We start from the raw sequence: 26,729 nt of genomic DNA, 5'->3' as shown, positions 1-26,729 counted from the left end.
AAAACAACCGCCCCGAAAAAGGAAACGGTTTTTAGTTTAATTTTTTAGGAGCCGATGGTTTTAACCATCGGCTCATTTTATTGGATGTAGAATGTCCTCCCTTCTTGCTGTGGGTTTTAACCCACTGGTCCAAAAAAACTTTAAAACAACAGCCCCCCAACAACAACCGCCAAGAAAAATCCCCTCGTATGAGGGGATGACAATTTTTTTCTTAGCCTAGGGCCTTGGCCCTAGGGTTCCTATGAATTTTATGGGAAACAAAACAACAACCACCTCTAACCGCCGAAGAAAAAAAAATGGACTAAAAAAATTAGATGAGCGGCTGAGGGATAGATAGCAGTGGCCGAAGGCCAGACCCAGTTTTTTTGAGCGCAGCGAAAAAAAACGCAGGGCCGAGCAGACCTGCGAGCTGCGACATAGCCCGACCCAAGCGAAGCGCAGGGGCAGCCCCAAAAAAAACTTCAAAAAAACAAAGCCTTTTAATGCCGCTACAGTTTTTCTGCACAAGCGAAAGTCCGTAACTTGGAACATTCTATTTTATTTAGCCAAGTTGTACATGAAGATCCTAAAACTCTATATCCAAAATATTAACTCTTTACAAGCAGAAGAGCCCATTTGCATTGATTTTGAAGCGGCGCCTTTAAAAGAGCACAGTCTTTTTTTAATTGCTGGACCAACAGGCTCTGGAAAAACAACTTTATTAGATGCCATGACTTTGGCGCTTTATGGAAAAGCCGCCCGTTTTAGTGGTACGCAAGGAAGCGACCACGGAAAAGAAAGCAATATGATTTCTAAAGGCCAAAAAAATGCTTTTTCGGCCTTAGAGTTTTCGGCCAAGGGCGGAGTTTATCGCGCAGAGTGGACAGTGCGCATCAATAGAAACGGAAAATTGGAGCTGCCCAAGCAACGATTGGTGCAAATTATTTCGGAAAAACAAAAACCTATTTTAGCCACTAAAAAAAGAGAATTCCATAAAAAAATAGAAGAACTTTTAGATGGGCTCAGTTTTGAAGGCTTTTGTCGCTCGGTGCTTTTGGCCCAAGGCGATTTTATTGCCTTTTTGCGCGACAAAGAAAATCGCTCAGATATTTTGGCCCGCATTACCTCCGCAGAGCAGTATAGCGAAATTTCTAAAGCCGCATTTCAAAAAGCAAAAGAGGAAAAAGAAAAGCTAGAAGCATTAGAAAAGCAATTGCAGGCCGTTGATTTATTATCGGCAGAAGAATTATTGGCCCTAGAAACGGCTTTGGCCCAAAAAAAGGCCGAAGCAGAAGAGCGACAGCAAAAAGTAAAGGAACTAGAGGGGCAAATTAAATTGGCCGAGCAAAAAAAAGAATGCGAAACTGCCTTGCTCGAATTGCAGCAACAAAAAGCAAGTTGGGCTAAAAATTGGGCGGCCCAAGAGCCAGAACATTTTTTATTGGCCCAACACCAAAAGGCCGAAAAAGCTGGGGGCGAATTGAAGCGCCTAAGCCAGTTGGAGACAGAAATTAAGGCGCTTTTGGTCCAGCAAACAAAAGATGAACAGCAATTGGCCGAAAAAGAAAATGCTTTGGCCAAAGAAGCTACTGTTTTAAAAGAATTGACCCAAAAACTAGCCGAAGAAGAGGCCCAAGAAAATGATTTGCAGGCGCAATGGCAGGCCTGTGAACGCTTGGATCAGGAAATTAAATTTGCGCAAAAAAAATTGGCCGAAACAGAAGCAGCCCTAGAAAAAATATTGGCCCAAGAAAAAAAACAAGCCGCAGAACAGGACCAATTGGCCAAGCAAAAAGAAAAAAGCGAGCAAAAAGCGGCCACTATAGCTTTGGCCCAAAAAGAACAGGCCGCCCTGGCCGATAGTCCAGAAATTATTGAAGAATTGCAGGCCTTGGCCCAAGAAATTGAGCAATTGCATAAGGCCGGAAATGCGCAGCGAGCCGAAGAAAAAAAGCAAAAAAAGGCCAAAAAAGACTTAGAGCAACAATTAGAACAACTTAAAAATAAATTAGCCGAAGAAGTCAAGGAAGAGCAAGCCCTTTCAGAAGCTTTGGCCAAAGAAGAACTAAGTTTAGCGGAGCTGCTTCCCAAAAAGACGCTTTTGGAAAAAGATTTGGCTCAGGCCCAAGAAATTCAAGGGCCTTGGCAAGAACATATCGATTTGCGCAAGGGGATTCAGCAAGCGGAAGAGCAATTGGCCAAAACTTTGGCCGAGAAAACAAAAAATGAAGAAGAATTACAGCCCCTGCAAGAAAATGAGGCCAGAAACAAAGAGCGTTTGACCGATCTGCAAAAACATATTGCTTCTCAAGAACGCCTTTGTGAATTGCTCAAGCAACAAATGGGGGCGGCCCAATATCGCCAATATTTAGAAGAGGGAAAAGCCTGTGCACTTTGCGGATCTACAGAACATCCGCATGCGCATGAAGCCTTTGACCAAGAAGGCAAGCAAAAAGAATTGCAGGCCGAACAGCAGCGTTTGGTCGAATTAAAAGCAAAACAGCAAGAAATTCAATCGGCGCAGAGCAAATTGGAACAAAAAAGTTCTGTTTTGGCCGATCGTTTAAAGCGATTGGAGCAGGAAAAAGAAAGCCTGAATCAATCGGTAGAGCAATTGTGGGCCAAACTAGATGCCTTGCCTCAATTGAATTGGTCCGAAAAAAACTTAAAAACTTTAGAGCTTGCAGAATTGCAGGCGCTTTATCAACTTTTTGGCGAAGAGCAAGCGCAAAAAACAAAGCAACTCAAATTATTAGTGGACATTCAGCACAAGTGGGCCATTTTGGCCGAAAAAAAGAAGGCCACAAAAAATAATTATGCAGAAAAAGAGCAGCAAAAAGAAAAAATACTCGAAAGCTTGGCGCAATTGGAGGCAGAACTAGCAGAAAAGCTAGAGCAAGACCAAAAAATATTGCAACAGGCGCAATCGGCTTTGGCCCAATTGGGCAGGGAATTGTCGAGCTCCAAACAGCTCAAGCAAGAAATTGCGGTTTTAAAAAGCGACTACAAAAATTATCAGGCTTTATTGGAGCAAGCGCAAAAATTGCAACAAGAACTGGCCATTATGGCGGTAAATTGGGAAAAATCGAGCAAAGATTTGCAGCGTTGCCAAAAAGAGAGAGAGGAACAAAAAGAAAAGCAATTGGCTGAAAAAGCGGCCTTATTGCAGTTAGAAAAGCAGCGAAAAGAGCAGTTTGGCGATTTGCAGGCAGAAAAAGCCCGCAAAAAATTTGTCGAGCAATTGGCTCAATTGAGAAAAGCCGAGAAAAAAGCACAAACTTTATTGGCCCAGCTACAAAGCGAAAAAGAGGCTTTAAAAGGAGGCTTGCGGCAGTTGGGGCAGCAATTGCAGGGCAATGAAAAAGAGGAAGCCGAATTGCGTTTAAAATTAGCCGATTTGGCTGGGCAGTTAGGTTTTGAAAACCTGGAAAAATTATCGCAGGCGCTTTTGCCTGCTAAAAAAGCGGCCACTATTGCCGAGGCCAAGGAAAAAGCGGCCCAAGAAAAATTGCGTTTGGATGATCGAGCGGAGCAGTTAGAGCTGCAGGCAAAAAATATAGCCGAAAATTGGCCCAATTTGTCCCCCTTAGCCGATTATTTGGCCGAAAAAGAGCGGCTGCAAAAAATAATCAAGGAAGAACAAGCCGAAATTGGGCGTACCTTAGAGCGATTGGACCGACAAAAAGAGCAGGAGAAAAAAGTAAAGCGCATACAGTTGGCCCATAAAAAACAAGAAAAAGAAACCGACCGCTGGATTTTACTTAAAAATGAAATTGGTAGCGCTGATGGGAAAAAGTTTAGAGATATTGCTAATGCCATTTCTTTGGAGCGACTTCTCTATTATGCCAACCAACATTTGAGAAGTTTTGCGCAAAATCGCTACGAATTGGAAAAAGAAAGCTACGACAGCTTAAATATTAACGTCATTGATGCTTTTCAGGCTGGATCTAAGCGGCCACTCTCTACACTTTCTGGCGGAGAAACTTTTTTGTGCAGCCTAGCCCTGGCTTTGGCCCTCTCTAATTTATCGGCCAAACAACAAATGCAATCTTTATTTATAGATGAAGGTTTTGCGACCTTAGATCAAGAAACATTGGGATTTGCCTTGCAATTATTGGAGCGATTGGAGCATGAAGGCAAACGCATCGGCTTAATTTCTCATTTAGAATTGCTCAAGGAAAGAATTCCCTGCCAAATTCAATTGCAGAAAAAAGGAGAAGGCCGCAGCGAATTGCAAATTGTTTAAGAACTTATTTTACCTTTGCGCTTTAAACAGCAGAAGGCGAGCGAAGCGAGCCTTGGCCTAGCGATGTGTAGGGGTGGCCGTAGGCCAGACCAAAGTTTTTGAGCGAAGCGAAAAAACTGCAGGGCCGAGCGAGCAGCGAGCCCCGACAACCAGCCCCTATAGGGGCGCCAGTTCGACGACCATAGGGAGTAAACATAGCGCCGCAGCGAAGCTGCGGAGGCCCCAAAAAAAAATCATCATCATCTTTAATATTAGAAAATGAGCAGCGAAAAAAAGAATCCCAATTATTTGGTGCAAGAATTTAGTTCTATTGACTTGATGCCCAAGAATCCGAAACAAAATGCAAAAAAATTGCAAGTAAAAACGCGGATGCAGCGAGCGGAGCAAGAAATTGAGTTTTTGAGCGAAGAAGTGCTTTATGATGAAGAAGGCCGCAGCAAAGTCGTGCGCCATTTTGGTCCAGATAATGAATTGATGGAAGAATATCAGCATAATTATCCCGCGGCCAACCAACATGAGGTACTTAATGTACAGGAGGGCGAAGAAGCTGGCCATTGGTTGATTACTTATAATGAAGCGGGCCAAATTCTGCAGTCTGTTTTTTCTGATCTGCAAGAAGGCGGCAAAGATACCGACAGCTATTTTTATAATGAGGCGGGCCAACTAGTTAAAGTGGTGCAAGAAGTTTTTCCTTCTGATGAGCCCACTAGCTATGTCCTTTTGGATTGGGAAGGCGAGCGTTTGCTTAAAATTACTGAGCTTTTTGGCGATGAGTTGGAAGGCGAACATCGTTTTGAGTATGCCGAAGGCAGCAACTTGCCCAAAAAAGTAGCGCATTATGTCATGTTGGAAGAAGAAGGGGAGGCGCCCGACCTACAAATGGCGGATGTGCAGCAGCCCAAATACAATGAAAAAGGCCAACTGATTTATAATGAAGTAGAATATTTGTTGACCGATAGCAAAATTGAGTTGACACAGGAATATAATGCGGAAGAAGTTGCCGTTCGCTTTACACAAAAAGAATATGTAGAAGGCGAGCTATTTTCTGATTTGCTAAGAATTGAAGATGGAAAAGATCGAGTGATTTCTGAAGTCACGAAAATTCCGGCCGAAAATGTAACGGTAGAACAAATTTACGACTATATCTAAGTCAAATTTTTTTAGCCTAGCCAAAAAGCCAACTCTCAAAAGGAGTTGGCTTTTTTTATTTTATTTTTTCTTGGGCCAAAAAAATAAGCTAGCTTCATAGGGTACAAAAACGAATAGATTATGCAAAAACTCAGTGTATTACTCTTGTTCATGGGCTTGTCGGGCTCAATTTGGGCGCAAGCAGAAGAGATTTTAGAGGCAGAAATGCGGAGACGGTAGCAAGAAAAAATCAATCCGGCCATTTCTGTCGCTTTAATATATCCTGAGGGGCCGTTTGCTTATCGGAACTTTGGGGGCCCTGAAATCACGGAAAAAAGCCAGTACGAAATTGGTTCGTTGAGCAAAACCTTCACGGCAGAATTGGCCTTGCATTTATTGGGCAAAAAACTTCGGCAGCCTTTATCGGAGCTGCTTCCGAAAGTCGATAATCAATATTTGGAAGAAATTCGGCCTTTAGATTTACTGCAGCATCAGGCGGGCATCCCTCGTTTATCGCCTAATTTTTCGCCGGCCAATTGGGCCAACCCCTATCAAGATTATAGCGAAAAAAAAATGTGGCAGGAATTGAGGGATTGGGAGCCCTATGAAATGGGGCAATGGGCCTATTCTAACTGGAGCTATATGATTTTGGGCCAAATTATAGAGCAGCAAACAGCGCAAAGCTATGAGCAACTCCTGCAATCGGTTTTTAAAAAAGCCAAGCTGAAAAATACGCATTTTGGTCCCACTGCCGAGGCCGTAGCGCCTCGAAATTTGGGCGTACCGAGTGCAAGTTGGGAATTTTCTGGTCCTAGTCGCTATGCGGGTGGACTTTGGAGTTCGACCGAAGATTTAGCCACTTTTTTGAGCTACCAAATTGAACATAATATTTTATTTCAGCCCGGTTGGGTGGAGGATGCGATTCCTACTGGCCTGGATGATTTGGGCCAAGGAAAACTTTATTACAAAGGCGGTTGGTTTATTTATCGACCTGATGAAGAGACTGAAATCCTCATGCAGACGGGCCTCACGGGCAGTTATTCTAGCATCATGGCCTATAATAAAACCAACGGCAAGGGCGTAGTGCTGCTGAGCAACTCCCTACAATTGGCCGATGATATTGCGCTGGCCTACATTTATCCAAAAATGGAATTGGAGGAGCCGCAGCGCAATTTAGCCTATGATTTGGCCGAAAAAATTGAGGCGGGCGACTTCAAAAACCTAGAAAAATGGTATTGGAAAAACAAAATGGACGATAGCCAAGAGGATTTGCTCGATATTTATTGGTTGGAGCGCTATCATTATGGCCAAAAAAATTATGCGGCTAGCGGCCCGCTCAGTAATATTATGTACAAAATTTTGCCCGAAGATTGGGAAGCTTGCGTTATTCAAGCTGAAAACTTAGCGGCCCAGGGAAAATGCAAGGCCGCTAAAAAAATCTATAAAAAAGCCATGAATCTGGCGCCAGAACGCCAAGAAATGATAAGCAAAAAAATGAATGCTTGTAAAGATTAGGGGATGTTTTTGGGGCGTTACTCCTTTCAGTCGTCGAACTGCAGACTAAAGTCTTTGTTATCGCTGCGGCTTCGCCTTGCGGCGCTACGTTTACTCCCTTTGGTCATCGAAGACGAACTAAAGTTCTTGTTGTCGCAGCTCGCTGCTGTTTTGGGGCCTCCGCCTCGCTTCGCTCCTCGGCGCTACGTTCCGCAGCTCGCTGTTCGCTCGGCCCTGCGCAAAAAAACAAGTTTTTTGCTAGGTCTGGCCTTCGGCCACTGCTGCACATCGCTAGGCCGGCGGGCCTTCGGCCCTTTAATGGCCAGCGCTAATCCATCTCAAAATAATCTTGTACGGCTTTTCTATAAGTTTTAGAAACGGGAATGCTTTGTGGCAACTGCGGCAAAGAGAGTAAAATATGTCTTGCATTACTTTCGGTGGCGGTTACTCGGGCCAAATTGGCCCAATAAAAACGGTGCACCCGATGCAAAATAGTTTGTTGGGCCAGGGCTTCTTGGGTGTCTTTTAGCCGCATTTGCACTTTTATGTAAGCCAGTTGTTCGGCTTCGGCCCAATAAATCTCCAATTCTCCCTTTTGGCTATAAAGCGCCAAAATATCTTCTAAAAAAATGCTCTTGGCCGCTCCCTGATGATAAACCAACAACTTGGGCCCTTCTCGTTTTTGGGGAGCGGGCAAACCCAAAGGCCTTTGGGCCGCTTGCAAGCGCAGCAGCTCGGGGCCAGGGCCTAGGGCCAAACTGCCTCGCTCCTCAATTTTTTCTTCAATCTGTTTGGACCAAGCCATATTTAAGGCCGCATACTTCTGATTGCGCCAAACCACCATCAAACTAATAGGAGGGAGGCCCCAAGCCAATTGTAAAAACTGCTGCCAAAAAAAGCCAGACCACTGAAACTGCATCCAGCCCAAATAAACCAGCATTAGCGAATTGACGACCCCCACCACAAAAAACACCCAGCTACTAAACAGCAAATCTCGGCCAATTGTCCAACGGTCCGGACTAAACCAACTGCCAAACAAATAAGGCAAAATGCTGAGCTGCCCACTAAAAACCAAAATAGCCGTAAGTCCACAAATGGCAGCATCCGCCCACTCCCGATAAGCCGAAACCGGACTATCGGGCATTTGGCTATGCACCACAAGAGTGACCACTAGCCCCAAAAAAAGGCTAAACCCAAGCTGATAAGAAAGTGATTCGCGCAAAGCCGAGGGCTGCCGAAATAAGGGAAACATAAACAGAAAAACTTAATGGGCCAGAAAATGGAGGTGGAGACGATATTGGGCAGAGTCAAAAGCAACTACTTTTTGGTCCTTATGTAACTGATAGCCCTTTTTGGGCCAATAAGTTAGCTCGCTTTGGCCCGCATATACCGTATTGTTTTGGCTTAGACTTAACCGCAAGCTTTGCAACTCCTTTTTTGGACCATATTCAAGGACTAAACGCTGTAAATTACGCTTTTCTATCAAACTTTGATAGCGAATCTCATAGCCATTTTCTAAAACAATACTATCTCTTTGGTAATCTTCTCGCACAGCTGGCTCATGTAGCTGCTCTCGACCAAAAATGGCCAGCTCTTTTTCCCAATCTAGGGTTTCTCCAGGTATACTATCTATTTCTCCCTTGGCCCAAATTACTTTTTGGTAAGCTGGCGCTTCTTCTTTCAAGCGTTGGGCTTCTGCCTTAAAATAAGCGGGTAGATTAAAATATTCGGCTCCTTTTTGGGCCAGTTTTTCTTCTGTTTGACAAGCAAGAAGGCCTAGGGCCAAAAAAAAGTAAACGACTAAGTTTTTCATTATGGTCATCATCTGATTTATTTGGACCAAAGGCCCTATCTATTAAGTATTACTTTGAAAAGCATTGTTTGCTGATCGAAAGCCTAACTATCTTTGTCCTATTATCAAATACAAAGGTAGTCTAATGAAGAATAAAACTATTTTAGATCGGCTTAAAAGCGGAGAAATAATTCCACATTCGGATGCAGGTTTTGCAGAGCTAGGCCATGCCTGCAAAGAAAAACGCCAACTTATTCGCAAGATGAATCGAGCCATCAAAGATGAGGAAATCCAAGAACTCTGGGAAAAAATCACGGGCCAAAAAATGGCCGAGAATAGCTGCGTTTTTACTCCTTTCCATACGAACTATGGAGGAAACATCCAGTTGGGCGAAGGGGTTTTTATCAATCACAATTGTTCTTTCCTAGATCTGGGCGGCATCCGCATTGATAATGATGTCATGATTGGACCAAATGTTTGCCTTACATCTGAAGGACACCCTATAGCCCCCAGTCAAAGACAAAGTATGAAAACGGCTCCCATTCATATTAAAAAAAATGCTTGGATTGGCGCCAATGCCTGCATTTTAGCTGGAGTAACAGTGGGGCAATATTCTATCGTTGCCGCCGGCGCAGTAGTAACCAAAGATGTTCCCGATTATGTGGTGGTGGCTGGCTGTCCCGCCAAAGTTATTAAGTCAATTCCAAAAGTCTAAATTATGCAATTCCAATTAGTCAATGAGCGCTTTATGCTCCACGGACGATTATTTGATAATGCCTGGGCCAACGCATTGAGCCAAGAACTTCCACTAAAGCAATTGTTGGTAGAAGATTATGCGGGCTGCGAAAAAATTATGCGCCGGCCCAAAAAACTACAAAGCGCTCAAGCGCTAGGCGGTCATGCCGCCAGAGCCGGGGAGCTCTGCTATTATGCTCCTTGGGGCAACCTTTGCCTCTTTTATAAAGATTTTCGCTATGCCGACGGACTGCTGCTTTTGGGCCAAGTTCATGAGCCTGCCCAAAGTTGGTCCAGCATAGACGATATTTATTTTGATTTTCAACTTATACACTAATGAGAACCCCCAATATTTTTTTCAATTTCTGATTCTGGCAAGCATATTTACGGCTTGTCAAGAACCAACCATAAAAGAAGAACAGATGGAAAATAATGCAAAAAAAGTAGAAGCCATTTTCCCGCAGGGCCAAAAAGGTCCCGCTGAGGTTTTTACCGGAAATGCCTATAATTACGGCCTAGTTGCCCCCGATGATGTATTTACCACCGCTGTCGGAAATGTTTACTTTGAGCCCGGCGCTCGTAGCAATTGGCACAGCCATCCCGCAGGCCAAATTCTAATCATCACCGATGGAGTGGGCTACCACTAAATTGAAGGTGGCGAAATCGAAATCATCAAAAAGGGAGATGTCGTTAAATGTCCACCCAATGTAAAACACTGGCATGGCGCCAGCGCAAATACTGGCTTACAACAGCTCTACATCGTTCCTAATGTAGAAAAAGGAATTGTAGACTGGATGGAGGCCGTAAACGAAGAGCAGTACAGCCAGGCAGAAAAATAACCTATAGAAAATGCCCATTTGAATTAGAGTTGGTCCATTATGGGCCAACTCTTTTTTATAAAAAAAGAGTGCTTAGGCAAAGGCCTAAGCACTCTTCTCTATGCTTATAGAAGGATTATTTACTCAAAATTACCTTCTGCGTTCGTTTGCCCAAAGCGGTATTTACCTCTAGTAGGTAAATGGCAGCGGGAAGTTGCTGAAGATTTAGCTCAACTTGACTTTCATTTTGGTAGTGCTTGGCGAAAACCAGCTGCCCCAAACTATTGTATAAGCGAACCACTTCTATCTGAGGCGTTTGGATAATGAACTGCCCTTGACTAGGGTTGGGAAATACTCTTAAGTCTTTGGCGGCTAGTTCGCTTTCGCTAGTATTACTCAAAATAAAAGAGTAGCAGCTAGAGGTATCTACACAACCATTCTGAGAGATGATGACCGAATAATATCCATTACTCAAGGGGCTAAAGCTCTGTCCATTTGCCCCAGAAATGCTTCCAAAGTTACAGCTCTGCCACTGATAAGAAGCATTGGCCTGATTGGCAATGAGGTCGTTGCCCGATTGGCTGATGCTAAGGTCTAGGTTGGCCGCGCAGTTGTATCTAAATAGCCGACTTTGTCCAGATTCTACTCCGTTATCATCATTGTAAGGCGCACCCACAATCAGGTATTGGCCATTGGTACTCAAACGAGTACAAAAACCCGACAAACTATTGGCCGATTGCCCATTAATGCTCTGCCCATATTGTACCCAACTGCTCTGAGTATTGTCATAGCGATATACCCGGCTATGTCCTGCATCCGAGCCATTATCATCATTGCCAATGGCCCCAGTAGAAATCATCAAGCCATCGCTAGTGAGCGAAACTGATGAACCATTTTTGTCGCCAGCACGAGCACCCAACAAATCTTGGCCCATTTGGACCCAGCTGCCGCCTTGCAATTTGAAGACCTGAATAACACCCGCATCTGTTCCATTGGCGTCATTTAAAGGAGCCCCAACCGCCAAGGTAGAGCCATCTTTATCAAAGGTTACCGTGTTGCCCATATAATCACCTGCCGCAGCGCCCAAAATCGTCTGCCCAACTTGGGTCCAAGTCCCATTCAAATTATCAAAAACACGAACTTCACCAGCATTGGTCCCATTGCCATCAGCCAAACGACCACCAACCGCTACTCGGCTGCCTGCATCATTGATACTGACCGAAAAACCGAGGCCATAACCCGCTGCTGCACCAGAAATGCGCTGCCCAGTAAGCACCCAAGCCCCATTCTGAAAACTAAAAACACTAAGCTGACCCGCATCGGTCCCCCCAGCATCATTGTTCATAGCACCAATAGCTACTGCATTGCCATTGTAACTCAAACAAACGGCGCTGCCAAACTGATCTCCAGCAGCCAAACCATCAATGTCGGTACCTAGCTGTACCCAGCTACTGTTAATAGCATCATACTCATACACCCGAACATGCCCAGCATCTGTGCCCGAAGCATCATTGTAGGGGGCCGAAATGGCCAAACGACTGCCATCTCCACTCAAACTAATCTCATGCCCAGCATGATCGTTGCTGCCCTCGCCATAAATGCGCTGCCCCAACTGCTGCCGAACACCATTGACCAATTGATAAACATCCACATAACCCCGAAATATAGCCGCTCCCTCATTAGATGGGGTGGCCACAGCAAAAATTTGCCCATCATCACTTAAGGCTACAGAACGACCAGAGTATTCCCGGGCCGCCTGCCCCTCAATGTCTGAACCTACTTGTACCCATTGAGCATAAATGCAAGTAGGAAAATAAAGCAATAGCCCGAACAAAAGCAATAAATTTAATCTCATTTTGAAAATTAAAAATGGTAAATAAAAAAAAAGTGTACTACTATAGTGGTTTCTTTTAGCTTCCCAAAACTAGCGCTTTCGCCTCTATTTATCCTTGTATCAACAACTAATGTTTAAAAATATAGTGTTAAAATTAAGCATGTTGATTTTCAATATATTTAGATTCAATGTCACAAAAAAAAGAAGCTAGCAATAAAATTGCTAGCTTCTTTGGACGGAATAAGTATTATTACTTAAGCCGAAAAAGAGGTGCCACAACCACAGGTTTCTTCAGCATTGGGGTTGTTAAAGGTAAATCCTCTGTTGTTTAAGCCATCCTGAAAATCAATCTCAATGCCGAGGAGGTAAATCGCATGGGCCCGGTCCATAAATACCGTAATGCCATTAATCACAAATTCATCATCATCGGCGCCTTTTTCATCAAAGCCCAAAATATAAGAGAAACCAGCACAACCGCCACCCTTTACGCCCACGCGCAAACCATGGCCCTCGGCAATGTTCTCGTTTTCCTTAATTCTAAGGAGCTGTTTTACGGCCCCATCCGTCAATACAATTGGGTTTTCCATCTGAGGGGTATTTTTTTCTGTAGACATAGAATTCAATGTAGTTTATAGCCAACAAAGCTAAGGCTTTTTTCTGAATTTGGCTGTTTATTTAGACAATATCTTAACAGCCCAGCCCCAAAAAGAGTTTAAGCTCCCTTAGTTTTCTTTTTTGCTACTGTCCCGAACTTGCTCTATTCGTTTTATGGCTTCTGTCGCCGAGCGTTTTTTGCCTTTCTTAGTCCGCTCACTATGTTTCAACTCATGCGCCAATAGGGCCTCTACTACTTTTTCATAGAGCTGCTGCAACGCCTCGGGATTGCCCATATAGGCCTGCATGCTCTGCTGAAAATCAGTGGGGGCAATCTGGTGAATCTGAAAGAGAGTGGCATATTGCTCGGCCGCTAAACTATCTTTGGCCAAAATAGTCAAACTATTATATTCCGCTAGCTTGGCCTCCGCCAAATGAAGGTCCACCAAAAAAGGAATGATTTCTTGCTCTCCCAAAATGGGTGTTTCGGTCTCTAATGGCCGATAACAAGCCAACAAAAGAAACAAACAACTACTATAGATAAGGACTTTAAACATCTTATTTTTTGTTTTTGGGGCCCGCGGCCAGCTAGGCTGCGCCTAGGTCGGCCGCCGCTAAACGCATGAGGGTTTTAACCCTCATGAAGAAATCATCGCAAAGCGATACCACTGTTGCGGTGGGTTTTAAGCTACCGTAAAAGATAGTAGCACTAGCCTAAAAAGGCCCAAGCAAAGTACAGAAAAAAATAGCAGGCAGACAAGCTTTGGAGCTCAAATGAAACCCAAAGGCTAGCATTTTTTGGTCCAAATAAGGCGGCGAAGCCGCCGCCGAGGAGCGAAGCGACGACCGGCTGAGGGATGGATAGCAGGGCCGCCAAAGGCGGCAGACCCAAGGCTTTTGAAGCAAAGCGAAAAAGCCTGCAGGGCCGAGCAAACCTGCGAGCTGCGGTACAGCCCGACCCGCCCGCAGGGCGGGGCAGCCCCAAAAAAAAATGACCTTAAAGCCCCTGCTTTAGATCCTAATTTTTACCTTTAAAAAAAAACTTACTGTATGAAAAAATGGATAAAGTACTCCCTAATCGGATTGTTTAGCTTTCTCATCCTCTTTGTGCTGGCCGCTATTACGCTGCCCATGATTTTTAAAGAGGATATCGAAAAATTGGTCAAGGAAGCAGCCAATGAACAACTCAATGCGACCCTAGATTTTGAAGGGACCGAGCTTTCTCTCCTCTGGACCTTTCCCAATTTTGCCTTTGATCTCAAGGGCCTCAAAGTGACGGGCCAAGATGAATTTGATGGCCTCAAACTAGCCGATGTCAAACGCATTAGCCTGCGCCTCAACCTCTTCCAAGTGATTTCGGGCAATTATGCCGTGAACTCCTTGGTTTTTGAAGAACCCAAGTTCTATGTGAAGGTCCTCAAAAATGGAAAGGCCAATTATGATATCATGAAAACGGATAGCAGCGCCACCGCCGAAGAAGAAACGAGCAGTAGCGAAAGCAGCGATTTTCAGTTTGCGCTCCGCTCTTACCAAATTATTGAGGGCGAAATGACTTATGATGATGCGCCCAATGCCGCCTTTTTGCAAATTAAAGGCCTTAATCATAAGGGGTCTGGCGATATGAGCCTAGAGCAATTTGATTTTTATACCAGCACCCAAATGCAGTCGCTCCAACTCAATTATGATGGCGTGAGCTACCTCAATAAAGCGGTGGTTGATGCCGAAATCAATATTGGCGTGGGCATGAAGGAAGACGAAATGAGCTTTACGCTACTTGATAACCAACTTCAACTTAATGCCCTAAAGTTGGGCGCAGAAGGGGCCGTACTCATGAAAGGCGACGATATTATTTTTAAGGAGCTTAAGTTTTCGGCTCCCAATAATAATTTTGCAAGCCTGCTCTCTATGGTGCCCGCCGCCTATATCGAGGGCTTTGAAAGCGTAAAAACTTCTGGCGATTTTAGTCTGAGCGGAGCGGTAAACGGCACTTTTAACGAAAAGAGTTATCCCGCCTTTAATATGGCCCTAAAAGCCGCTAATGGGACCTTTCAATATCCCGATTTGCCCATGGGCGTGAGCGATATTGGGGTAGACCTCAAGATCAATAGCCCTTCTTCAGATTTGGATAAGTTGACCGTAGACTTGAAGCAATTTGCCTTCAAATTGGGCCAAAATCCCTTTTCTGCCTCGCTTTTCCTCAAAACGCCTATGAGCGACCCCGATATCAAGAGCGCAGTAGAAGGAAAAATCAATCTGGCCGAACTCTCTAAGGCTTTTCCCATGGAAGGCAGTAGCATGGCTGGCCTCATCGAGGCCCAACTCCAAGCCAATACCCGCATGTCTTATGTGACCGAACAAAAATATGATAAGGTCGATATGCAAGGAAAATTAGGCATCGAAAACATGATTTACCTGATGGAGGGCATGCCCGATATCCGCATCAAAAAGATGTTGATGCTGTTTAGTCCCAATGATGTGGACCTCCAAGCCTTTGACCTGACAATGGGCAAAAGCGATGTTCAGGCCCAAGGAAAATTGGACAACCTACTCACTTATTTTTCTGGCGATAAAATTATGACCGGAAAACTTAAAGTGACTTCTCGTCTGCTTGATCTCAACGAGCTAATGGGCGATACAACAGCTACCTCCGAGGAGGAAATGGCCGCTACCGATATGACCGATACCACTACGGCCATCAATCAGGATGAACTCTTTGACCGCTGGGATTTTGCCGCAGATTTTAGCTGCGATAAAATGGTTTATGATGTCTATGAAATGAAAAATATGAAGGCCGTGGGCAAATTCTCGCCCAGCCGAGCCAAAATGAGCAACTTTGAGCTGCTTATCAATAAAGTAGATATCAAAGCCGATGGCCAGCTGGATAATGTTTTTGGCTATCTCTTTAAAAATGAGTTGCTCAAAGGGGAACTGAACCTCTACTCTAATTACATGAATGTCAATCAGTTCATGACCGAAGACGGCAGCGCCACAGAACCCGAAGCGGCTCCCGCTCCCGCAGATCCTAGCACCGCAGAAACAGCCTTTGAACCCATTTTGGTCCCTGCCAATATTGATTTTCACATGAAGGCCCGCTTCAAAAAGTTTATCTATGATGTCTATCAATTGGATAATGTGGCTGGCGACCTCCGCATCTATGAAGAGAAGGTAGAAATGACCAATTTGAGCTGTAATGCCTTTGGCGGAAGCATTGTCCTAAACGGAGAATACAACAGCCAAGACCCCAAAGCGCCCAAGTTCAACTTCGCCTATGATGTGGCCCAGCTCGATTTTGCCAAAATTGCCGAGGGAGTGCCTCTAGTGGCCACTTTTGCGCCCATCATGAAGGGCATGTTGGGCAAGTTTAACTCTAAATTTAGCCTCAACGGGATTTTAGAGCCCAATTTGTATCCCGATATGGCCAGCCTCAACTCCGAGGGCTTGCTAGAAACCTTTGATGCGGTCCTTAAAGGCAGCACGCCCCTCAAGGGCCTGAGCCAGAAATTGGGCATCAAGGCCCTAGAAAATATCGAGATTCAAAATACCCGCAACTTCTTTAAAATTAAGGATGGAAAACTGATGGTAGAGCCTTTTGCCTTTACCCAAAAGGGAATTGATATGACCTTTGGCGGGGCCCATGGGTTGGACCAAAGGATGGACTACGACCTCAAGATGCGGGTCCCTAAAGCCATGATTGATAATTCGGCAATTGGCGGGGCCACTCAAGCCGCTGGCAATCTCCTTGCTAGTCAGGCTAGTAAGCTGGGTATCAAGGTAGAAGAGGCCGCATTTATCAACTTTGGCGTAGATATTACGGGCAATTTGAGCAACCCCAAATTTAGTCCCAAGGTCCTTGGCGCCGAGGGTAAATCTGGCGAATCTATGGGGGACCAAGTTAAGGACAACCTAAAAGAAGAGGCCGAAAAACTCAAGGCCGAGGCCGAGGAAAAAGTAAAAGCCGAGGCCGAACGCCTACAGGCCGAAGCCGAAGAACGCGCCCGCAAAGAGGCCGAGCGCCTAGCCGAGGAAGCCAAGGAGCGTGCCCGTAAAGAGGCCGAGCGCTTGGCCGCTCAGGCCGCCTCTGCCGAAGAGGCCAAACGCATCCGAGATAGCATTGAGACGGCGGCCAAAGAAGCAGCCGACAAGATTCTTCAGGATAAATTGAAAAATCCCTTTGGCAATAAAAATCCCTTTAAGCGGAAGAAGTAAGGGGAGGAGGATTTGGGGCTGCCCCAGCCTGCGGCTGGGTCGGGCTATGCGCTGGCTCGCTGCTCGCTCGGCCCTGCAGCCCTGCGGGCTTTGGTCTGGCCTTCGGCCACCAGCTACTATCCCTCAGCCAAAAAAGGCATCGCTTCGCGATAGCCGAAGAGGGCAGGGGCCAGCCCCTGCCCAATAGGCGGCTGCGCCGCCCAGCCAAGGCCCTAAAATATTGGGCCTTTCCTAGAATAAAGTGTAAATTGGGGCGGCCATGGGCCGCCCCTTTTTTTGCCTATTAAATCGCTTTAGCAACTATGAAATATTTCCTCCTCTTCTTTTCTTTTTTTGCCCTTTTTTCTGCCCCACTTTTGGCCCAAAGCGATAGCTTGGCCCTAAAAAAAACCTATAGTGGTAGCCTTTGGCCAGAGGGCGAGGCCCCCAAGGCTTGGGGCTGGGGACAAAGTATTTTACTAGAGTTTAGTGCCTACCGCTGGGACCAACAACGGCAAGAAGCGATTAGCCCCCAACCCCAAAGTATTGGGCAGGTCCTTAATGTTTTGCCTGGCTTGCATATGAGCGTCTGGGCAGGCAATCGAAAAAGCTTTCTCTTTTCTTTGGAGGGGGGACTGAGCTATTATCCCTTTAGTCTAGACATTGGACCGAAGAAAAATAAAATCCGCTCTACTTTGGCGGCTCCTCTTATGCTAAAAGGGCATTGGCTACTCGATTCTTCTTATAAACAAAATCGCAGAACGCCCTTTAAGAGCTTTTTGAGTTTGGGTTATGGCCAAGAATGGGTGTATTTGGGCCATAATGTGAATGGTAGCGATGCCAAATGGCTGCATATTGTCGAGCTTTGTCGCGGCAGCACAGTAGATAGCTTTTCTCTACAAACCTTCATCAAGTTTGGTTGGGGCCAAAGAGATGCCCTGCTGGCCCAATTGGGCATCCGCTTGGGCTGGGATGGCTTTTAAGCGCTTTTGTAGCCAACCAAAAGGCGAAAAACTTAGGTTTTTCGCCTTTTTTTGGGCCTATATGTTAGGGTTTTGTTAAAAACTGAAAAAACGTAACAAAATGAAAAAAGGCAAAAGTTATGTCTGGAAGTAAACTAGTTATGTCTGGAAGTAAACTAGTTATGTCTGGAAGTAAACTAGTTATGTCTGGAAGTAAACTAGTTATGTCTGGAAGTAAACTAGTTATGTCTGGGAGTAAACTAGTTATGTCTGGGAGTAAACTAGTTATGTCTGGGAGTAAACTAGTTATGTCTGGCGGTAAACTAGTTATGTCTGGCGGTAAACTAGTTATGTCTGGCGGTAAACTAGTTATGTCTGGCGGTAAACTAGTTATGTCTGGAAGTAAACTAGTTATGTCTGGAAGTAAACTAGTTATGTCTGGAAGTAAACTAGTTATGCCAATAGTCGCCTAGGGACAAGCCCCTAGGCTAATCCAATGGAGTCAGCCCTAAAGGGCCTCAAAGGCTCATATGAACTGACGGAGAAAGTCCTTGTTCACTTTTCTACTCTTGAGGCTATTTAGGAAATAAGAAAATGAACCTAAGGGCTAGCAGCAAACAAGGGCTTTAGCCCGCTAGTTTGCATAGATCCACAACCATGGGCTTCAGCCCATGGCTATAACCAGCTTTCCCCCGACTACTATATATACTAGAAAATTCATAAGGAGACCTTACAAAATTTTAAATAGACTCATAGTCGCCTAGGGGCTTGTCCCTAGGTCAGGATAAAAAAGCCATTATTAGTCCCTCAACTTTTTCTTGTGGGTGGGGAGAGAGAATAGAGAAGAACTTTTTTAATAAAGCCTTATATTAGAATACATTATGGGCCGATGATTTTAACGATCGGCTCATTTTTATAGCAGTTAGTATGGCCTCTTTTGTTGCAGTGGGTTTCAACCCACAGGTACTATAAAATGCCAATAGTCGCCTAAGGACAAGCCCCTAGGCTAATCCAATGGAGTCAGCCCTGACAAGGGCCTCAAAGGCTGATATAGAGGGCCTTGCTCAATAGTTGTAGCAGAGAAGGTCTATATCCAAAGGCCCTCTTTAGAGGGCTGTCTGAAAAAGCTAGCCTAGGGGCTTGTCCCTAGGCAGCAAAAAGGGCATACACAAAATATTAAACAGACTCGCTTAGTGATAGCAGGCGGCTTTGCCGCCCTATGGCCGAAGGCCAAACGGCCTAGCGATGTGCAGCAGTGGCCCGCAGGGCCAGACCGAGGCGCTTTGCGCCGAAGGGCCGAGCGAACAGCGAGCTGCGGAACGTAGCGCCGCAAGGCGAAGCCGCAGCGGAGGCCCCTAAACATTAAACTTTATTAAAAAACAGTTGTCTAAGGGCTTCTTAAATATAAGAACCTCTATATTTGCACAAATTAGAAACAGTCTAAATTAAAACTTATGAAAAAGAAGTGGATGAAAAGGGGCCTTTGGGGCTTTTTGGCTTTGCTCTTAGTGGCTCAATTTTTCCAAATCCAAAAGGAAAACCCTACATTTGATGAGCAAGCGGATTTGATGGCGATTCATCAGCCGACGGCCAAGCAGAAAGCCTTATTGGAGGCGGCCTGTTATGATTGTCACAGTTATAAGACGGTATATCCTTGGTACACCTATGTGGTTCCGGTTGGGCAGTGGATCAACAACCATATAAAGCATGGGCGCAAGCATTTGAATTTTTCGGTTTGGGGCAGTTATGAGGCCAAGAAGCAGGTGCATAAATTGGAGGAATGTGTAGAGGAGATGGAAAAGGGGAAAATGCCTTTAAAGTCTTATACTTGGACCCATGGGGATGCCAAACTATCGGCGGAGGATCAGGCGGAACTGCTTGCTTATTTTAAGCAAATAGCGAAATAACCGTATGAAAGGACTTTTGAGTTGGGGGCTAGGCCTCTTTTTGATGACAGCAGCTTCGGGCGCGGCAGCGCAGAGCGGCTATTTATATTGGTCTGTGGGAGCTGAAAATGGCCTACCCACAGGCCTTTTTTGTGGAGAGCAGCCGCCTAAAAGCCTAGAGCTAAAAGGGCCAAAAGGCGGGCTTAGGCGGCTAGATTTGGAGCCCACCGCCTTGCGTTTGCCGGCCAATATGCAAGATCTTTGGGGGGCATCATTTTCTATTTTGCCGCTTGATCCTTTGAGTGAGTTGCCCAACTTTTTTATAGAAGAGGGAGCGGGGGATTATGTGGAAACAAAGAGCCAGAGGAGTTTTTCTTTGTCGGGGCAGCGGGTGGCGCTTAAAAAGCTGGCGGCAAATTATTTGCGTTATAAGCAGCTGTTATTGACCCTTAAAAGTCAGGAATTAAAACTGCAGGCCCTAGATGCGCAGCTCAGGCAGCAAGAGGAGGATTATGAGTTGGCGGAGGAGCAGGCCAAAGAGGCGGAAAAAGCCTTAGCAACTTGGGTAAATGCCCAGCAGATAGGGGGAGGAGCCAAGGCGATTTGGCAGGAGTTATTGGCCCAATCGGCCAAGATTGACCAGAGTTTGATGCAAGTATTTAAGCATAACGACATAGATGGGGCTCGTCGTTTGGCGGATCAGACGGCGGCCTATGAGCGATACCTGCGAGCGGCAAAAAAGGAGGCGGCTTTTGCTCAGATCGCCACGCAATTTCAGGACTACGAGCAAAAAAGGGCTCAAAAAATCAGTAAAAGGCGGGCGGCTGATATTCTGGCCCAGAAACTGGCTAAAAGTAAGGACCAAATTAGCCGATTAACAGCCGAGATAGAAGCGCTAGAAGCGGAGAAAAAGGAAATAGAAAAAAAATAATTTTTTTATCTTATTGACAATCAGTCGATATTTAGCCTTTAACATCTAGCTAAGGACATATCGGCCAACTTTTAATCTAGCTCCTTGTTTAGATTCTGTATAAAAAATGATAGCTTCGCAAGAAAGGGCGAAGCGCCCGAAACATTCAATTACTTTACCCACAAAATAAGAAAACTATGGCTTTCGAATTGCCCAAATTGCCCTATGCGCATGACGCACTAGAACCACATATTGACGCCCGCACCATGGAAATCCACCACGGAAAGCATCATGCTGGCTACACAAATAAATTGAACGCTGCTATTGCAGGCACTGATTTAGAAGGCAAAAGCATTGAGGACATCCTCGCTAATGTTTCTGCTGCAGGCGCTGGCGTTCGCAACAATGGCGGTGGATTCTACAACCACAGCCTTTTCTGGTCGGTCATGTCTCCCAATGGTGGTGGCGAGCCTACAGGCGAAGTAGCTGAGGCTATCAAAGCTACATTTGGCGACTATGAGACTTTCAAGGACAAATTTGCTGCTGCGGCCAAAACTCGTTTTGGTTCTGGTTGGGCTTGGCTTTGCGTGAAAGATGGCAAACTAGAGGTTTGCTCTACACCTAACCAAGATAATCCCCTAATGGATGTAGACACTGCGGGTTGCAAAGGTACGCCTATTCTTGGACTAGATGTTTGGGAGCATGCTTACTACCTCAACTACCAAAACCGCCGTCCCGACTATGTGGAAGCTTTTTTCAATGTAATCAATTGGGAGGAAGTGAATAAGCGTTATGCGGCTGCTAAATAATTTGGCAAAGATATAATTGTTTTAATAGGCCTATAGTTTTTTGCTATGGGCCTATTTTTTTTGGGGGGAGATTCAACTAAATGATGAATATGATCAACTATTTTATTTGTTTGCTTTTGTCTTTCTGTAGTCACTCTCCTAACTACAGTCATGGGGAGTGTTTGGAGTTCTTTGCTAACGCTAAAATTGATAAGAATGCTAAGGTTGTAAGATTGACCTTTGTAAATAATTGTTCTCAGGAAATAATTATTCCTTTAAGACTTGAGAGTTTAGGTCCCAAAATGGCATCTGTTAGATTTTATTACCTATCTGAAGACATGGAGTTAACTCCCGTAAAACTCCATGAAAATATAAATTGGGACAGCCATGTAAGCACACTTAAGTTAGAGCCTATGAATAAAGTAAGCTATGATTTAAGTGTAGAATTTTTTGACTTTGATTATAGTGTTTTGAGAATTTGTAATTACAAGATTTTAGTATCTTTGAAAATAGAGGGCGCCTTAGAGGATGAAAATATTAACTTAAAGACTATACTTAATAATAACCACCTCTTGCTGAATTGAGTCTGAAAATACAGCTTGCTGTGTGCACCTATTTTCGTTGCTCTTCGAGGACAGGGCTTTTTCTTCCGTTTTAAACTAGGGTTCTATTTTGGAGAAGGGCAGTGCAAACTAACAGATTAACATGAAGAAATTTTTTAAGCTACTGATAATTAGCTTGTTGGGCGTTGGTTTGTTTTGCCAATGTAGTCTTTTTGAGACCAAAAGTTTAGTTGGAAGTTATCAGAATGATTTTTTTGACGAAATAACCTTAGAAATAGAAACTTCTGGATATTATACTCTTAGAAAGGGGAGTAAGATTTTAAACGAAGGTACTTATGATTTTCGTGGAAAAACGGTTTACTTAGATAGCTGGGTGGCGACTAGAGAATTGGGTATCTGTAAGTCAAGTAGTTGTATGCTTGGGTTCAGTTATGACGGTCGTTGTTCTCTAACTTTATTTGAAGATAATCCTAAATATAATTTCTCTCGAATTGAAACAAAATAGATGTCTACTTGTACTAGTGGCCGAATCCATCTTCAGATGAATAGCCCCATCTATATTGATGTGTAGCAGGGGCCTCCCGCCTTTGGCGGGCGCTACGTTTCAGGGCTCGCAGGTCTGCTCGGCCCTGCGGCCTGACGGCCTTGGTCTGCGGCTTCGCCGCCCCCTTTCACATCGCTAGGCCGTTTGGCCTTCGGCCATGGCGGCTTCGCCGCCTGCTGTTCATCGCCTGAGATGATTAGCCTAATGGAAATGACCCTGAAACAAACTAAAGTATGGATAGACGAACTTTATTGGTTTTGATAACAATGGCTTTTTTGGGTTGTACCCAACCAAAAGATGATAAAACAAGCGCTAAAGAATCATTTATTGATAAACAAGGGGATAGAGATACATCTAGAGTTTATGAATATGATCTCAAGAGATTATTTGATGAAGGTATGAAGGCTGTTAAGGAGAATAATCAAGTCAAATATGATAGCATAGCAAGGTTGTTCAATCTCAGCAGAGCTCCTCAAAAAGGAGTTTCAATTTCACTGCTAATGGCCGTACAGAACAATTATGCCAAGGCTTATTTTGATATTGTTCGCCTATATCCATATAAGGTAAAAGAATGCTATAAGCCCTACAGTGAGAAAAGGTTATTCTTTTTTTTGTCAATGGCAAAGAAAAATGGGTATAAATGGAAAGGAGGTATACATCTGTTTGAAAAGTACGTAAAATATGAGGATGTGGGAATGCCTAATGAGTATATTGAATAGCTAGTGTTTTGGCGAACTAAGTACTTTTGCTAGAATTTAAATTTTACAAACTGTTGATGATAAGTAGTTTTGATTTATGTAGTTATGAGGAAATCGTTCTTTTGTCAAAAGAAAAGGACGCTATCAATGTCAAGGAGGACGCTTTCGTTCTTTTTTGGGGTATACAAAAAGCTGTTGCTAAAAAAGGGAAGACTTTTTATAAGTTGGGGCGACTTGAATTCTTTTTTTTCAAATCCCTCCTAGCTAGGATCTCGATGAGTTTTATGGAGTCTGACCAAAATAATTCATACACAAAGGTCTGCCGTTTTTTAAGTGATGAGCAGTTGCTTTTTGAAGAAGATTTTCGGTATAGAAAGTTAGGGCAAAAAGGGGTGCTTGCGGATAATTTGTTATTTATATTTGATGCTAAGGGGCTATTGATAGAAGTTCATTTATCTGTTTAAATAGGAGGGGCCTCCCGCCTTCGGCGGGCGGTTACTCCCGTTGGTCGTCGAAGACGCCCTAAAGGGCTTGTTGTGGCCGCTCAGCTGTCTTTTTTCTTTTGGCTGTTTTCTTCGGCGGTTGGGCAGTTTTCGGTCCTTAGAAGCAATGAAAGCGAACAAGGACTTTCTCCGTCAGTTCGCTCAAGTCAGCAACCCTGGGCTTCAGCCCAGGGCAGTAAGTATAGCCGCTTATTAGTAGTCCCTCAACTTTTTCTTGGGAGTTTGGAAAAAGGGAGTGGAAGAGAGAAGAAGCCTTTTCAGAACTAGTTGGTTTTGGGTCCATGGGCTGAAGCCCATGCTTGTAGGGCTATGCAAACTGGCGGGCTAAAGCCCTTGTTTGCTATAAATGATACGGGCCGATGGTTTCAACCTACAGTTAAAAGGCCCGTCGGCAAAGGCCAAATGAAAGCCCTGCCACTTCTATCCTTTGTTTTAATTTCCTGCTATTCTACGTTATTTTTCTCAGCCATAGCTACGGCTATGCCTTTAAAAAATGCCTTGACTAGCCTGAAATTTTTATCAAAGGATGGCCGAGAAGTTAATTTCATGAGGGTTTCAACCCTCATTCATCAATTATTGCGAAGCAATACCATGCTTGCTGTAGGTTTCAACCTACAGTTAAAAGGGCCGAAGGCCCGTCGGCCTAGGGGCCTGAAAGGGGGCCGCGCAGCGGCAGACCTAGGGCGAAGCCCGCAGGGCCGAGCAGACCTGCGAGCCCTGCAAGGGCCCGGCCGCCGAAGGCGGCAGGCCCCAAAAAAAGAAGCTTCGAATAAACATCTAGAAAAGGGAGGAGGATTTAAGTGTAGCGTACGGCCTGAGGCGCAAAAAAGAGTAAGACCGCTGGCTATTCTCCTGATAATATTTAGCTTTGCAAAAAAAAGAACGTATGCAAATGCTCAAATCTATATCTTGTTTGGGGCTTCTCCTTTTAGGCCTAACGGCCTGCCAAGACCAACAGAATTTGCCTGCCAAAGAAGCGGCTAAACTCAATACAGAAGAGGGCTGGTTGCCCCCTAACTATGAGGCGAGTCCGGAAATGCTCCGCCTAAATGACCTTGGTATTCGCTATCAAACACAGGCCGAAACCGACCCCACAATCAACTTAGAACAGCGAGAAATTTATTTAGATTCGGCCCGCTATTACTATCAGCAAGCTTTGGCCCAAGATAGTAGCTATGGCCTTTTGTATAGCAATATGGCCGCCCTAGAAATGCAAGAAGGCCGTATGGCCGAGGCCGAAAAATACCTGCGTCAGCGTCTAGCTCAAGAACCTGAATTTGCAGAAGGCTGGCAATCTTTGGGCTTTTTTAAGGACCTGCAAGGCGATAGTGTAGCGGCCTTTAAGTACTATGAGAAAAGTCTAGCTTTATTTGATGGCCGTTTGGCTAAAGGCAAAAAGTACCGACAGCCAGAAAATATTATTTACTACTATGATAATTGGGCGGGGAAATCGCATAGCTTGCTGCTATTGGGCCAAGAAGAAAAAGCGAGAGAAAGTGTTGATGCCCTGCTTAAAGAAGCGGCTCCCATTATGGGCCCGCAAAAAGTGCAAATCTATGCCGCCATGCTACAACTGAGCCGCCAAGATTTAATTCAAGGCATCCGAGATCGACAAAAAGCAGCAAGCAGTCCAACGAATTAAGGAAGACGAACGTTTTAGAGGAAAGTTTAAATGAGAAATTTATCTCCCCACTAAACAAGATAACTTATGTACTTAAAATCCTTTTTTTACCTCGGATTGCTGGCCCTTATTTTAGGCCTCGGAAGTTGTACTAAAGACCAATGTAAGACCACTACTACTTATATTAAGTATGACCCCATTTACCTAAATGGAGAGGATTACCGCAAGCCCGTGATGATGCTGCCCGCTCGGCCCCTCAAAAAGCCAGGCAAGCTCTATATCTATCGCAACTTCTTGCTCATCAATGAGCAACTAGAAGGGATTCACGTTTTTGATAATAGTAATCCTGCCGCACCCGTTAAAATTGGCTTTATCAATATTATTGGTAATCTAGATATGGCCATTAAGGGCAATATTCTCTATGCGGATAATTATACCGACTTGCTTACTATTGATATTTCGAACTGGCAAAATGTACAGTTGCTAGACCGAGATCAGGACGTTTTTCCAACTTATGGACAGGATGCAGAGGGGCGCTCTTTGGTGGCTTACCACAAAGAAGAAGTTACCGGAAAAGTAAATTGTAGCGAGCTAGATGCCTTGGCTGGCGGCTGGGGGAACCCTCAGCTAGAAGACCAGGGAGTTAGCCCCGTAATGGTGGGGAGCTCTAATGGAAGTAACGGAAGCAATGCCCGTACTGCCACCGCTGTAGGTCTGGGCGGCTCTATGGCCCGTTTTACGATTACTGGAGATTATCTGTATACGGTAGATGAAGCCAACCTTAGAGTCTTTAATATTAGCCAGCTCGATAATCCGAGCTATCAAGGACCTCAAAATATTGGTTGGGCGACTATCGAGACGATTTTCCCACATGAAAACAATCTCTTTATCGGAAGCAATAGCGGGATGTATATTTATAGCCTAGCCGATCCTGCCGCCCCTCAACTGACTGGGACTTTTGAGCATGCTACCGCCTGCGACCCCGTTTATGTAGAGGGCAACCGCGCCTATGTGACTTTGCGTGGCGGTGGAATTTGCGATAGCTACAATAACCAGCTAGATGTAGTAGATGTGAGCAACCTGAGCGATCCTCAGCTAATTACTAGCCACCCTATGCACAACCCACATGGCTTGAGCCTGAAAAATAATCTGCTCTACCTTTGCGATGGTGATGCTGGCCTCAAAATCTTTGATGCAAGCGATGATTATGCTATTGGTAGCAGCCTCATGGCACAGGATGCCAGCTTTTCTGCCTATGATGTCATTGCTTCTCCCTTTGATGACTTGGCCCTAGTGATTGGTCCCGACGGCTTTTATCAGTATGATATTAGCAACCCCAACCAATTGCAACGCATTAGCAGCATTTTGGTAGAAGAATAAGGAATTGTTTTATTTGGAGCAGCAAAAACACTTCTCTGTTTTTGCTGCTTTTTTAGCATCTTTAAGGCC

Annotated in this window: 23 protein-coding genes; 18 read left to right on the top strand and 5 right to left on the bottom strand. The window is 44.7% G+C overall.

Annotation, left to right across the window (positions count from 1 at the left end):
• The first annotated feature begins 556 nt into the window (after positions 1–556).
• From OP864_RS01420 to OP864_RS01410, 3 genes are all read left to right on the top strand, one after another.
• On the top strand, positions 557–4,225 hold the full coding sequence (locus OP864_RS01420) for an AAA family ATPase (protein WP_270099535.1): 3,669 nt from the start codon (positions 557–559) through the stop codon (positions 4,223–4,225).
• Positions 4,226–4,483: 258 nt separating this feature from the next.
• Positions 4,484–5,374, top strand: coding sequence for a hypothetical protein (locus OP864_RS01415; protein ID WP_270099534.1), 891 nt, complete (start codon positions 4,484–4,486; stop codon positions 5,372–5,374).
• Positions 5,375–5,602: 228 nt separating this feature from the next.
• Entirely contained in the window at positions 5,603–6,868 is a 1,266-nt protein-coding gene (locus tag OP864_RS01410; RefSeq protein WP_349294440.1) for a serine hydrolase domain-containing protein, read from the top strand.
• 307 nt (positions 6,869–7,175) lie between these two features.
• Here the strand turns inward: OP864_RS01410 and OP864_RS01405 are convergent, their stop codons facing one another.
• Positions 7,176–8,099 carry a LytTR family DNA-binding domain-containing protein gene (locus OP864_RS01405; RefSeq protein ID WP_270099533.1) on the bottom strand — a complete coding sequence of 308 codons (924 nt, stop codon included), beginning with the start codon at positions 8,097–8,099 and terminating at the stop codon, positions 7,176–7,178.
• A 12-nt stretch (positions 8,100–8,111) separates the two neighbouring features.
• Complete coding sequence (locus OP864_RS01400) at positions 8,112–8,672, bottom strand: hypothetical protein (RefSeq protein ID WP_270099532.1); 561 nt, start codon at positions 8,670–8,672, stop codon at positions 8,112–8,114.
• Positions 8,673–8,784: 112 nt separating this feature from the next.
• Here OP864_RS01400 and OP864_RS01395 point away from each other — a divergent pair, with 112 nt between their 5' ends.
• The 3 genes from OP864_RS01395 (at position 8,785) to OP864_RS01385 (ending at position 10,021) form a co-directional block, all read left to right on the top strand.
• A complete protein-coding gene (locus tag OP864_RS01395; protein WP_270099531.1) occupies positions 8,785–9,354 on the top strand; it encodes a sugar O-acetyltransferase in 570 nt (189 codons plus the stop codon).
• A gap of 3 nt (positions 9,355–9,357) precedes the next feature.
• On the top strand, positions 9,358–9,711 hold the full coding sequence (locus tag OP864_RS01390; protein ID WP_270099530.1) for a cyclophilin-like fold protein: 354 nt from the start codon (positions 9,358–9,360) through the stop codon (positions 9,709–9,711).
• A gap of 85 nt (positions 9,712–9,796) precedes the next feature.
• Positions 9,797–10,021, top strand: a complete 225-nt coding sequence (locus tag OP864_RS01385) for a cupin domain-containing protein (RefSeq protein WP_270099529.1) — start codon at positions 9,797–9,799, stop codon at positions 10,019–10,021.
• 307 nt (positions 10,022–10,328) lie between these two features.
• Here OP864_RS01385 and OP864_RS01380 read toward each other — a convergent pair whose 3' ends face one another.
• The 3 genes from OP864_RS01380 to OP864_RS01370 all read right to left on the bottom strand — a co-directional run bounded on the left by OP864_RS01380 (position 10,329) and on the right by OP864_RS01370 (position 13,177).
• Positions 10,329–12,047, bottom strand: coding sequence for a T9SS type A sorting domain-containing protein (locus tag OP864_RS01380; protein WP_270099528.1), 1,719 nt, complete (start codon positions 12,045–12,047; stop codon positions 10,329–10,331).
• A gap of 233 nt (positions 12,048–12,280) precedes the next feature.
• Positions 12,281–12,640 (bottom strand): HesB/IscA family protein, encoded by a 360-nt coding sequence (locus OP864_RS01375; protein ID WP_270099527.1) that lies wholly within the window; start codon positions 12,638–12,640, stop codon positions 12,281–12,283.
• A 108-nt stretch (positions 12,641–12,748) separates the two neighbouring features.
• On the bottom strand, positions 12,749–13,177 hold the full coding sequence (locus OP864_RS01370; RefSeq protein ID WP_270099526.1) for a DUF4296 domain-containing protein: 429 nt from the start codon (positions 13,175–13,177) through the stop codon (positions 12,749–12,751).
• Between the two features lie 493 nt (positions 13,178–13,670).
• Between OP864_RS01370 and OP864_RS01365 the strand changes: the two genes are divergently transcribed.
• From OP864_RS01365 to OP864_RS01315, 12 genes are all read left to right on the top strand, one after another.
• Positions 13,671–16,826 carry an AsmA family protein gene (locus OP864_RS01365; protein WP_270099525.1) on the top strand — a complete coding sequence of 1,052 codons (3,156 nt, stop codon included), beginning with the start codon at positions 13,671–13,673 and terminating at the stop codon, positions 16,824–16,826.
• Between the two features lie 302 nt (positions 16,827–17,128).
• Positions 17,129–17,788 carry a hypothetical protein gene (locus tag OP864_RS01360; protein WP_270099524.1) on the top strand — a complete coding sequence of 220 codons (660 nt, stop codon included), beginning with the start codon at positions 17,129–17,131 and terminating at the stop codon, positions 17,786–17,788.
• A 119-nt stretch (positions 17,789–17,907) separates the two neighbouring features.
• Positions 17,908–18,240 carry a pseudouridine synthase gene (locus OP864_RS16940; RefSeq protein ID WP_349294429.1) on the top strand — a complete coding sequence of 111 codons (333 nt, stop codon included), beginning with the start codon at positions 17,908–17,910 and terminating at the stop codon, positions 18,238–18,240.
• A 981-nt stretch (positions 18,241–19,221) separates the two neighbouring features.
• Positions 19,222–19,674 (top strand): heme-binding domain-containing protein, encoded by a 453-nt coding sequence (locus OP864_RS01355; protein ID WP_270099523.1) that lies wholly within the window; start codon positions 19,222–19,224, stop codon positions 19,672–19,674.
• A 4-nt stretch (positions 19,675–19,678) separates the two neighbouring features.
• Positions 19,679–20,584: a hypothetical protein gene (locus OP864_RS01350; RefSeq protein ID WP_270099522.1), complete on the top strand. Its 906-nt coding sequence runs from the start codon at positions 19,679–19,681 to the stop codon at positions 20,582–20,584.
• A 176-nt stretch (positions 20,585–20,760) separates the two neighbouring features.
• Positions 20,761–21,372 (top strand): superoxide dismutase, encoded by a 612-nt coding sequence (locus tag OP864_RS01345; RefSeq protein ID WP_270099521.1) that lies wholly within the window; start codon positions 20,761–20,763, stop codon positions 21,370–21,372.
• Between the two features lie 89 nt (positions 21,373–21,461).
• Positions 21,462–21,935: a hypothetical protein gene (locus OP864_RS01340; protein ID WP_270099520.1), complete on the top strand. Its 474-nt coding sequence runs from the start codon at positions 21,462–21,464 to the stop codon at positions 21,933–21,935.
• A 121-nt stretch (positions 21,936–22,056) separates the two neighbouring features.
• Entirely contained in the window at positions 22,057–22,419 is a 363-nt protein-coding gene (locus OP864_RS01335; protein ID WP_270099519.1) for a hypothetical protein, read from the top strand.
• 272 nt (positions 22,420–22,691) lie between these two features.
• Positions 22,692–23,177: a hypothetical protein gene (locus OP864_RS01330; RefSeq protein WP_270099518.1), complete on the top strand. Its 486-nt coding sequence runs from the start codon at positions 22,692–22,694 to the stop codon at positions 23,175–23,177.
• 53 nt (positions 23,178–23,230) lie between these two features.
• Complete coding sequence (locus OP864_RS01325) at positions 23,231–23,620, top strand: hypothetical protein (RefSeq protein WP_270099517.1); 390 nt, start codon at positions 23,231–23,233, stop codon at positions 23,618–23,620.
• A 925-nt stretch (positions 23,621–24,545) separates the two neighbouring features.
• Entirely contained in the window at positions 24,546–25,301 is a 756-nt protein-coding gene (locus tag OP864_RS01320; protein ID WP_270099516.1) for a tetratricopeptide repeat protein, read from the top strand.
• A gap of 66 nt (positions 25,302–25,367) precedes the next feature.
• On the top strand, positions 25,368–26,660 hold the full coding sequence (locus OP864_RS01315) for an LVIVD repeat-containing protein (protein ID WP_270099515.1): 1,293 nt from the start codon (positions 25,368–25,370) through the stop codon (positions 26,658–26,660).
• The last annotated feature ends 69 nt before the right edge of the window (positions 26,661–26,729 follow it).

The organism is Saprospira grandis (assembly GCF_027594745.1).
GTDB classification, from domain to species: domain Bacteria; phylum Bacteroidota; class Bacteroidia; order Chitinophagales; family Saprospiraceae; genus Saprospira; species Saprospira grandis.
The sequence above is the reverse complement of the archived record's forward strand: the minus strand, read 5'-3'. Positions and strand labels throughout refer to the sequence as shown.

Excerpts from the sequence above, each read along its gene's own strand:
- OP864_RS01405 (WP_270099533.1), bottom strand. The coding sequence starts at position 8,099 with ATGTTTCCCTTATTTCGGCAGCCCTCGGCTTTGCGCGAATCACTTTCT.
- OP864_RS01360 (WP_270099524.1), top strand. The coding sequence starts at position 17,129 with ATGAAATATTTCCTCCTCTTCTTTTCTTTTTTTGCCCTTTTTTCTGCC.
- OP864_RS01420 (WP_270099535.1), top strand. The coding sequence starts at position 557 with ATGAAGATCCTAAAACTCTATATCCAAAATATTAACTCTTTACAAGCA.
- OP864_RS01380 (WP_270099528.1), bottom strand. The coding sequence starts at position 12,047 with ATGAGATTAAATTTATTGCTTTTGTTCGGGCTATTGCTTTATTTTCCT.
- OP864_RS01395 (WP_270099531.1), top strand. The coding sequence starts at position 8,785 with ATGAAGAATAAAACTATTTTAGATCGGCTTAAAAGCGGAGAAATAATT.
- OP864_RS01315 (WP_270099515.1), top strand. The coding sequence starts at position 25,368 with ATGTACTTAAAATCCTTTTTTTACCTCGGATTGCTGGCCCTTATTTTA.
- OP864_RS01350 (WP_270099522.1), top strand. The coding sequence starts at position 19,679 with ATGAAAGGACTTTTGAGTTGGGGGCTAGGCCTCTTTTTGATGACAGCA.
- OP864_RS01400 (WP_270099532.1), bottom strand. The coding sequence starts at position 8,672 with ATGATGACCATAATGAAAAACTTAGTCGTTTACTTTTTTTTGGCCCTA.
- OP864_RS01335 (WP_270099519.1), top strand. The coding sequence starts at position 22,057 with ATGAAGAAATTTTTTAAGCTACTGATAATTAGCTTGTTGGGCGTTGGT.
- OP864_RS01370 (WP_270099526.1), bottom strand. The coding sequence starts at position 13,177 with ATGTTTAAAGTCCTTATCTATAGTAGTTGTTTGTTTCTTTTGTTGGCT.
- OP864_RS01385 (WP_270099529.1), top strand. The coding sequence starts at position 9,797 with ATGGAAAATAATGCAAAAAAAGTAGAAGCCATTTTCCCGCAGGGCCAA.
- OP864_RS01340 (WP_270099520.1), top strand. The coding sequence starts at position 21,462 with ATGATCAACTATTTTATTTGTTTGCTTTTGTCTTTCTGTAGTCACTCT.
- OP864_RS01390 (WP_270099530.1), top strand. The coding sequence starts at position 9,358 with ATGCAATTCCAATTAGTCAATGAGCGCTTTATGCTCCACGGACGATTA.
- OP864_RS16940 (WP_349294429.1), top strand. The coding sequence starts at position 17,908 with ATGTCTGGAAGTAAACTAGTTATGTCTGGAAGTAAACTAGTTATGTCT.
- OP864_RS01375 (WP_270099527.1), bottom strand. The coding sequence starts at position 12,640 with ATGTCTACAGAAAAAAATACCCCTCAGATGGAAAACCCAATTGTATTG.
- OP864_RS01365 (WP_270099525.1), top strand. The coding sequence starts at position 13,671 with ATGAAAAAATGGATAAAGTACTCCCTAATCGGATTGTTTAGCTTTCTC.
- OP864_RS01330 (WP_270099518.1), top strand. The coding sequence starts at position 22,692 with ATGGATAGACGAACTTTATTGGTTTTGATAACAATGGCTTTTTTGGGT.
- OP864_RS01355 (WP_270099523.1), top strand. The coding sequence starts at position 19,222 with ATGAAAAAGAAGTGGATGAAAAGGGGCCTTTGGGGCTTTTTGGCTTTG.
- OP864_RS01345 (WP_270099521.1), top strand. The coding sequence starts at position 20,761 with ATGGCTTTCGAATTGCCCAAATTGCCCTATGCGCATGACGCACTAGAA.
- OP864_RS01415 (WP_270099534.1), top strand. The coding sequence starts at position 4,484 with ATGAGCAGCGAAAAAAAGAATCCCAATTATTTGGTGCAAGAATTTAGT.
- OP864_RS01320 (WP_270099516.1), top strand. The coding sequence starts at position 24,546 with ATGCAAATGCTCAAATCTATATCTTGTTTGGGGCTTCTCCTTTTAGGC.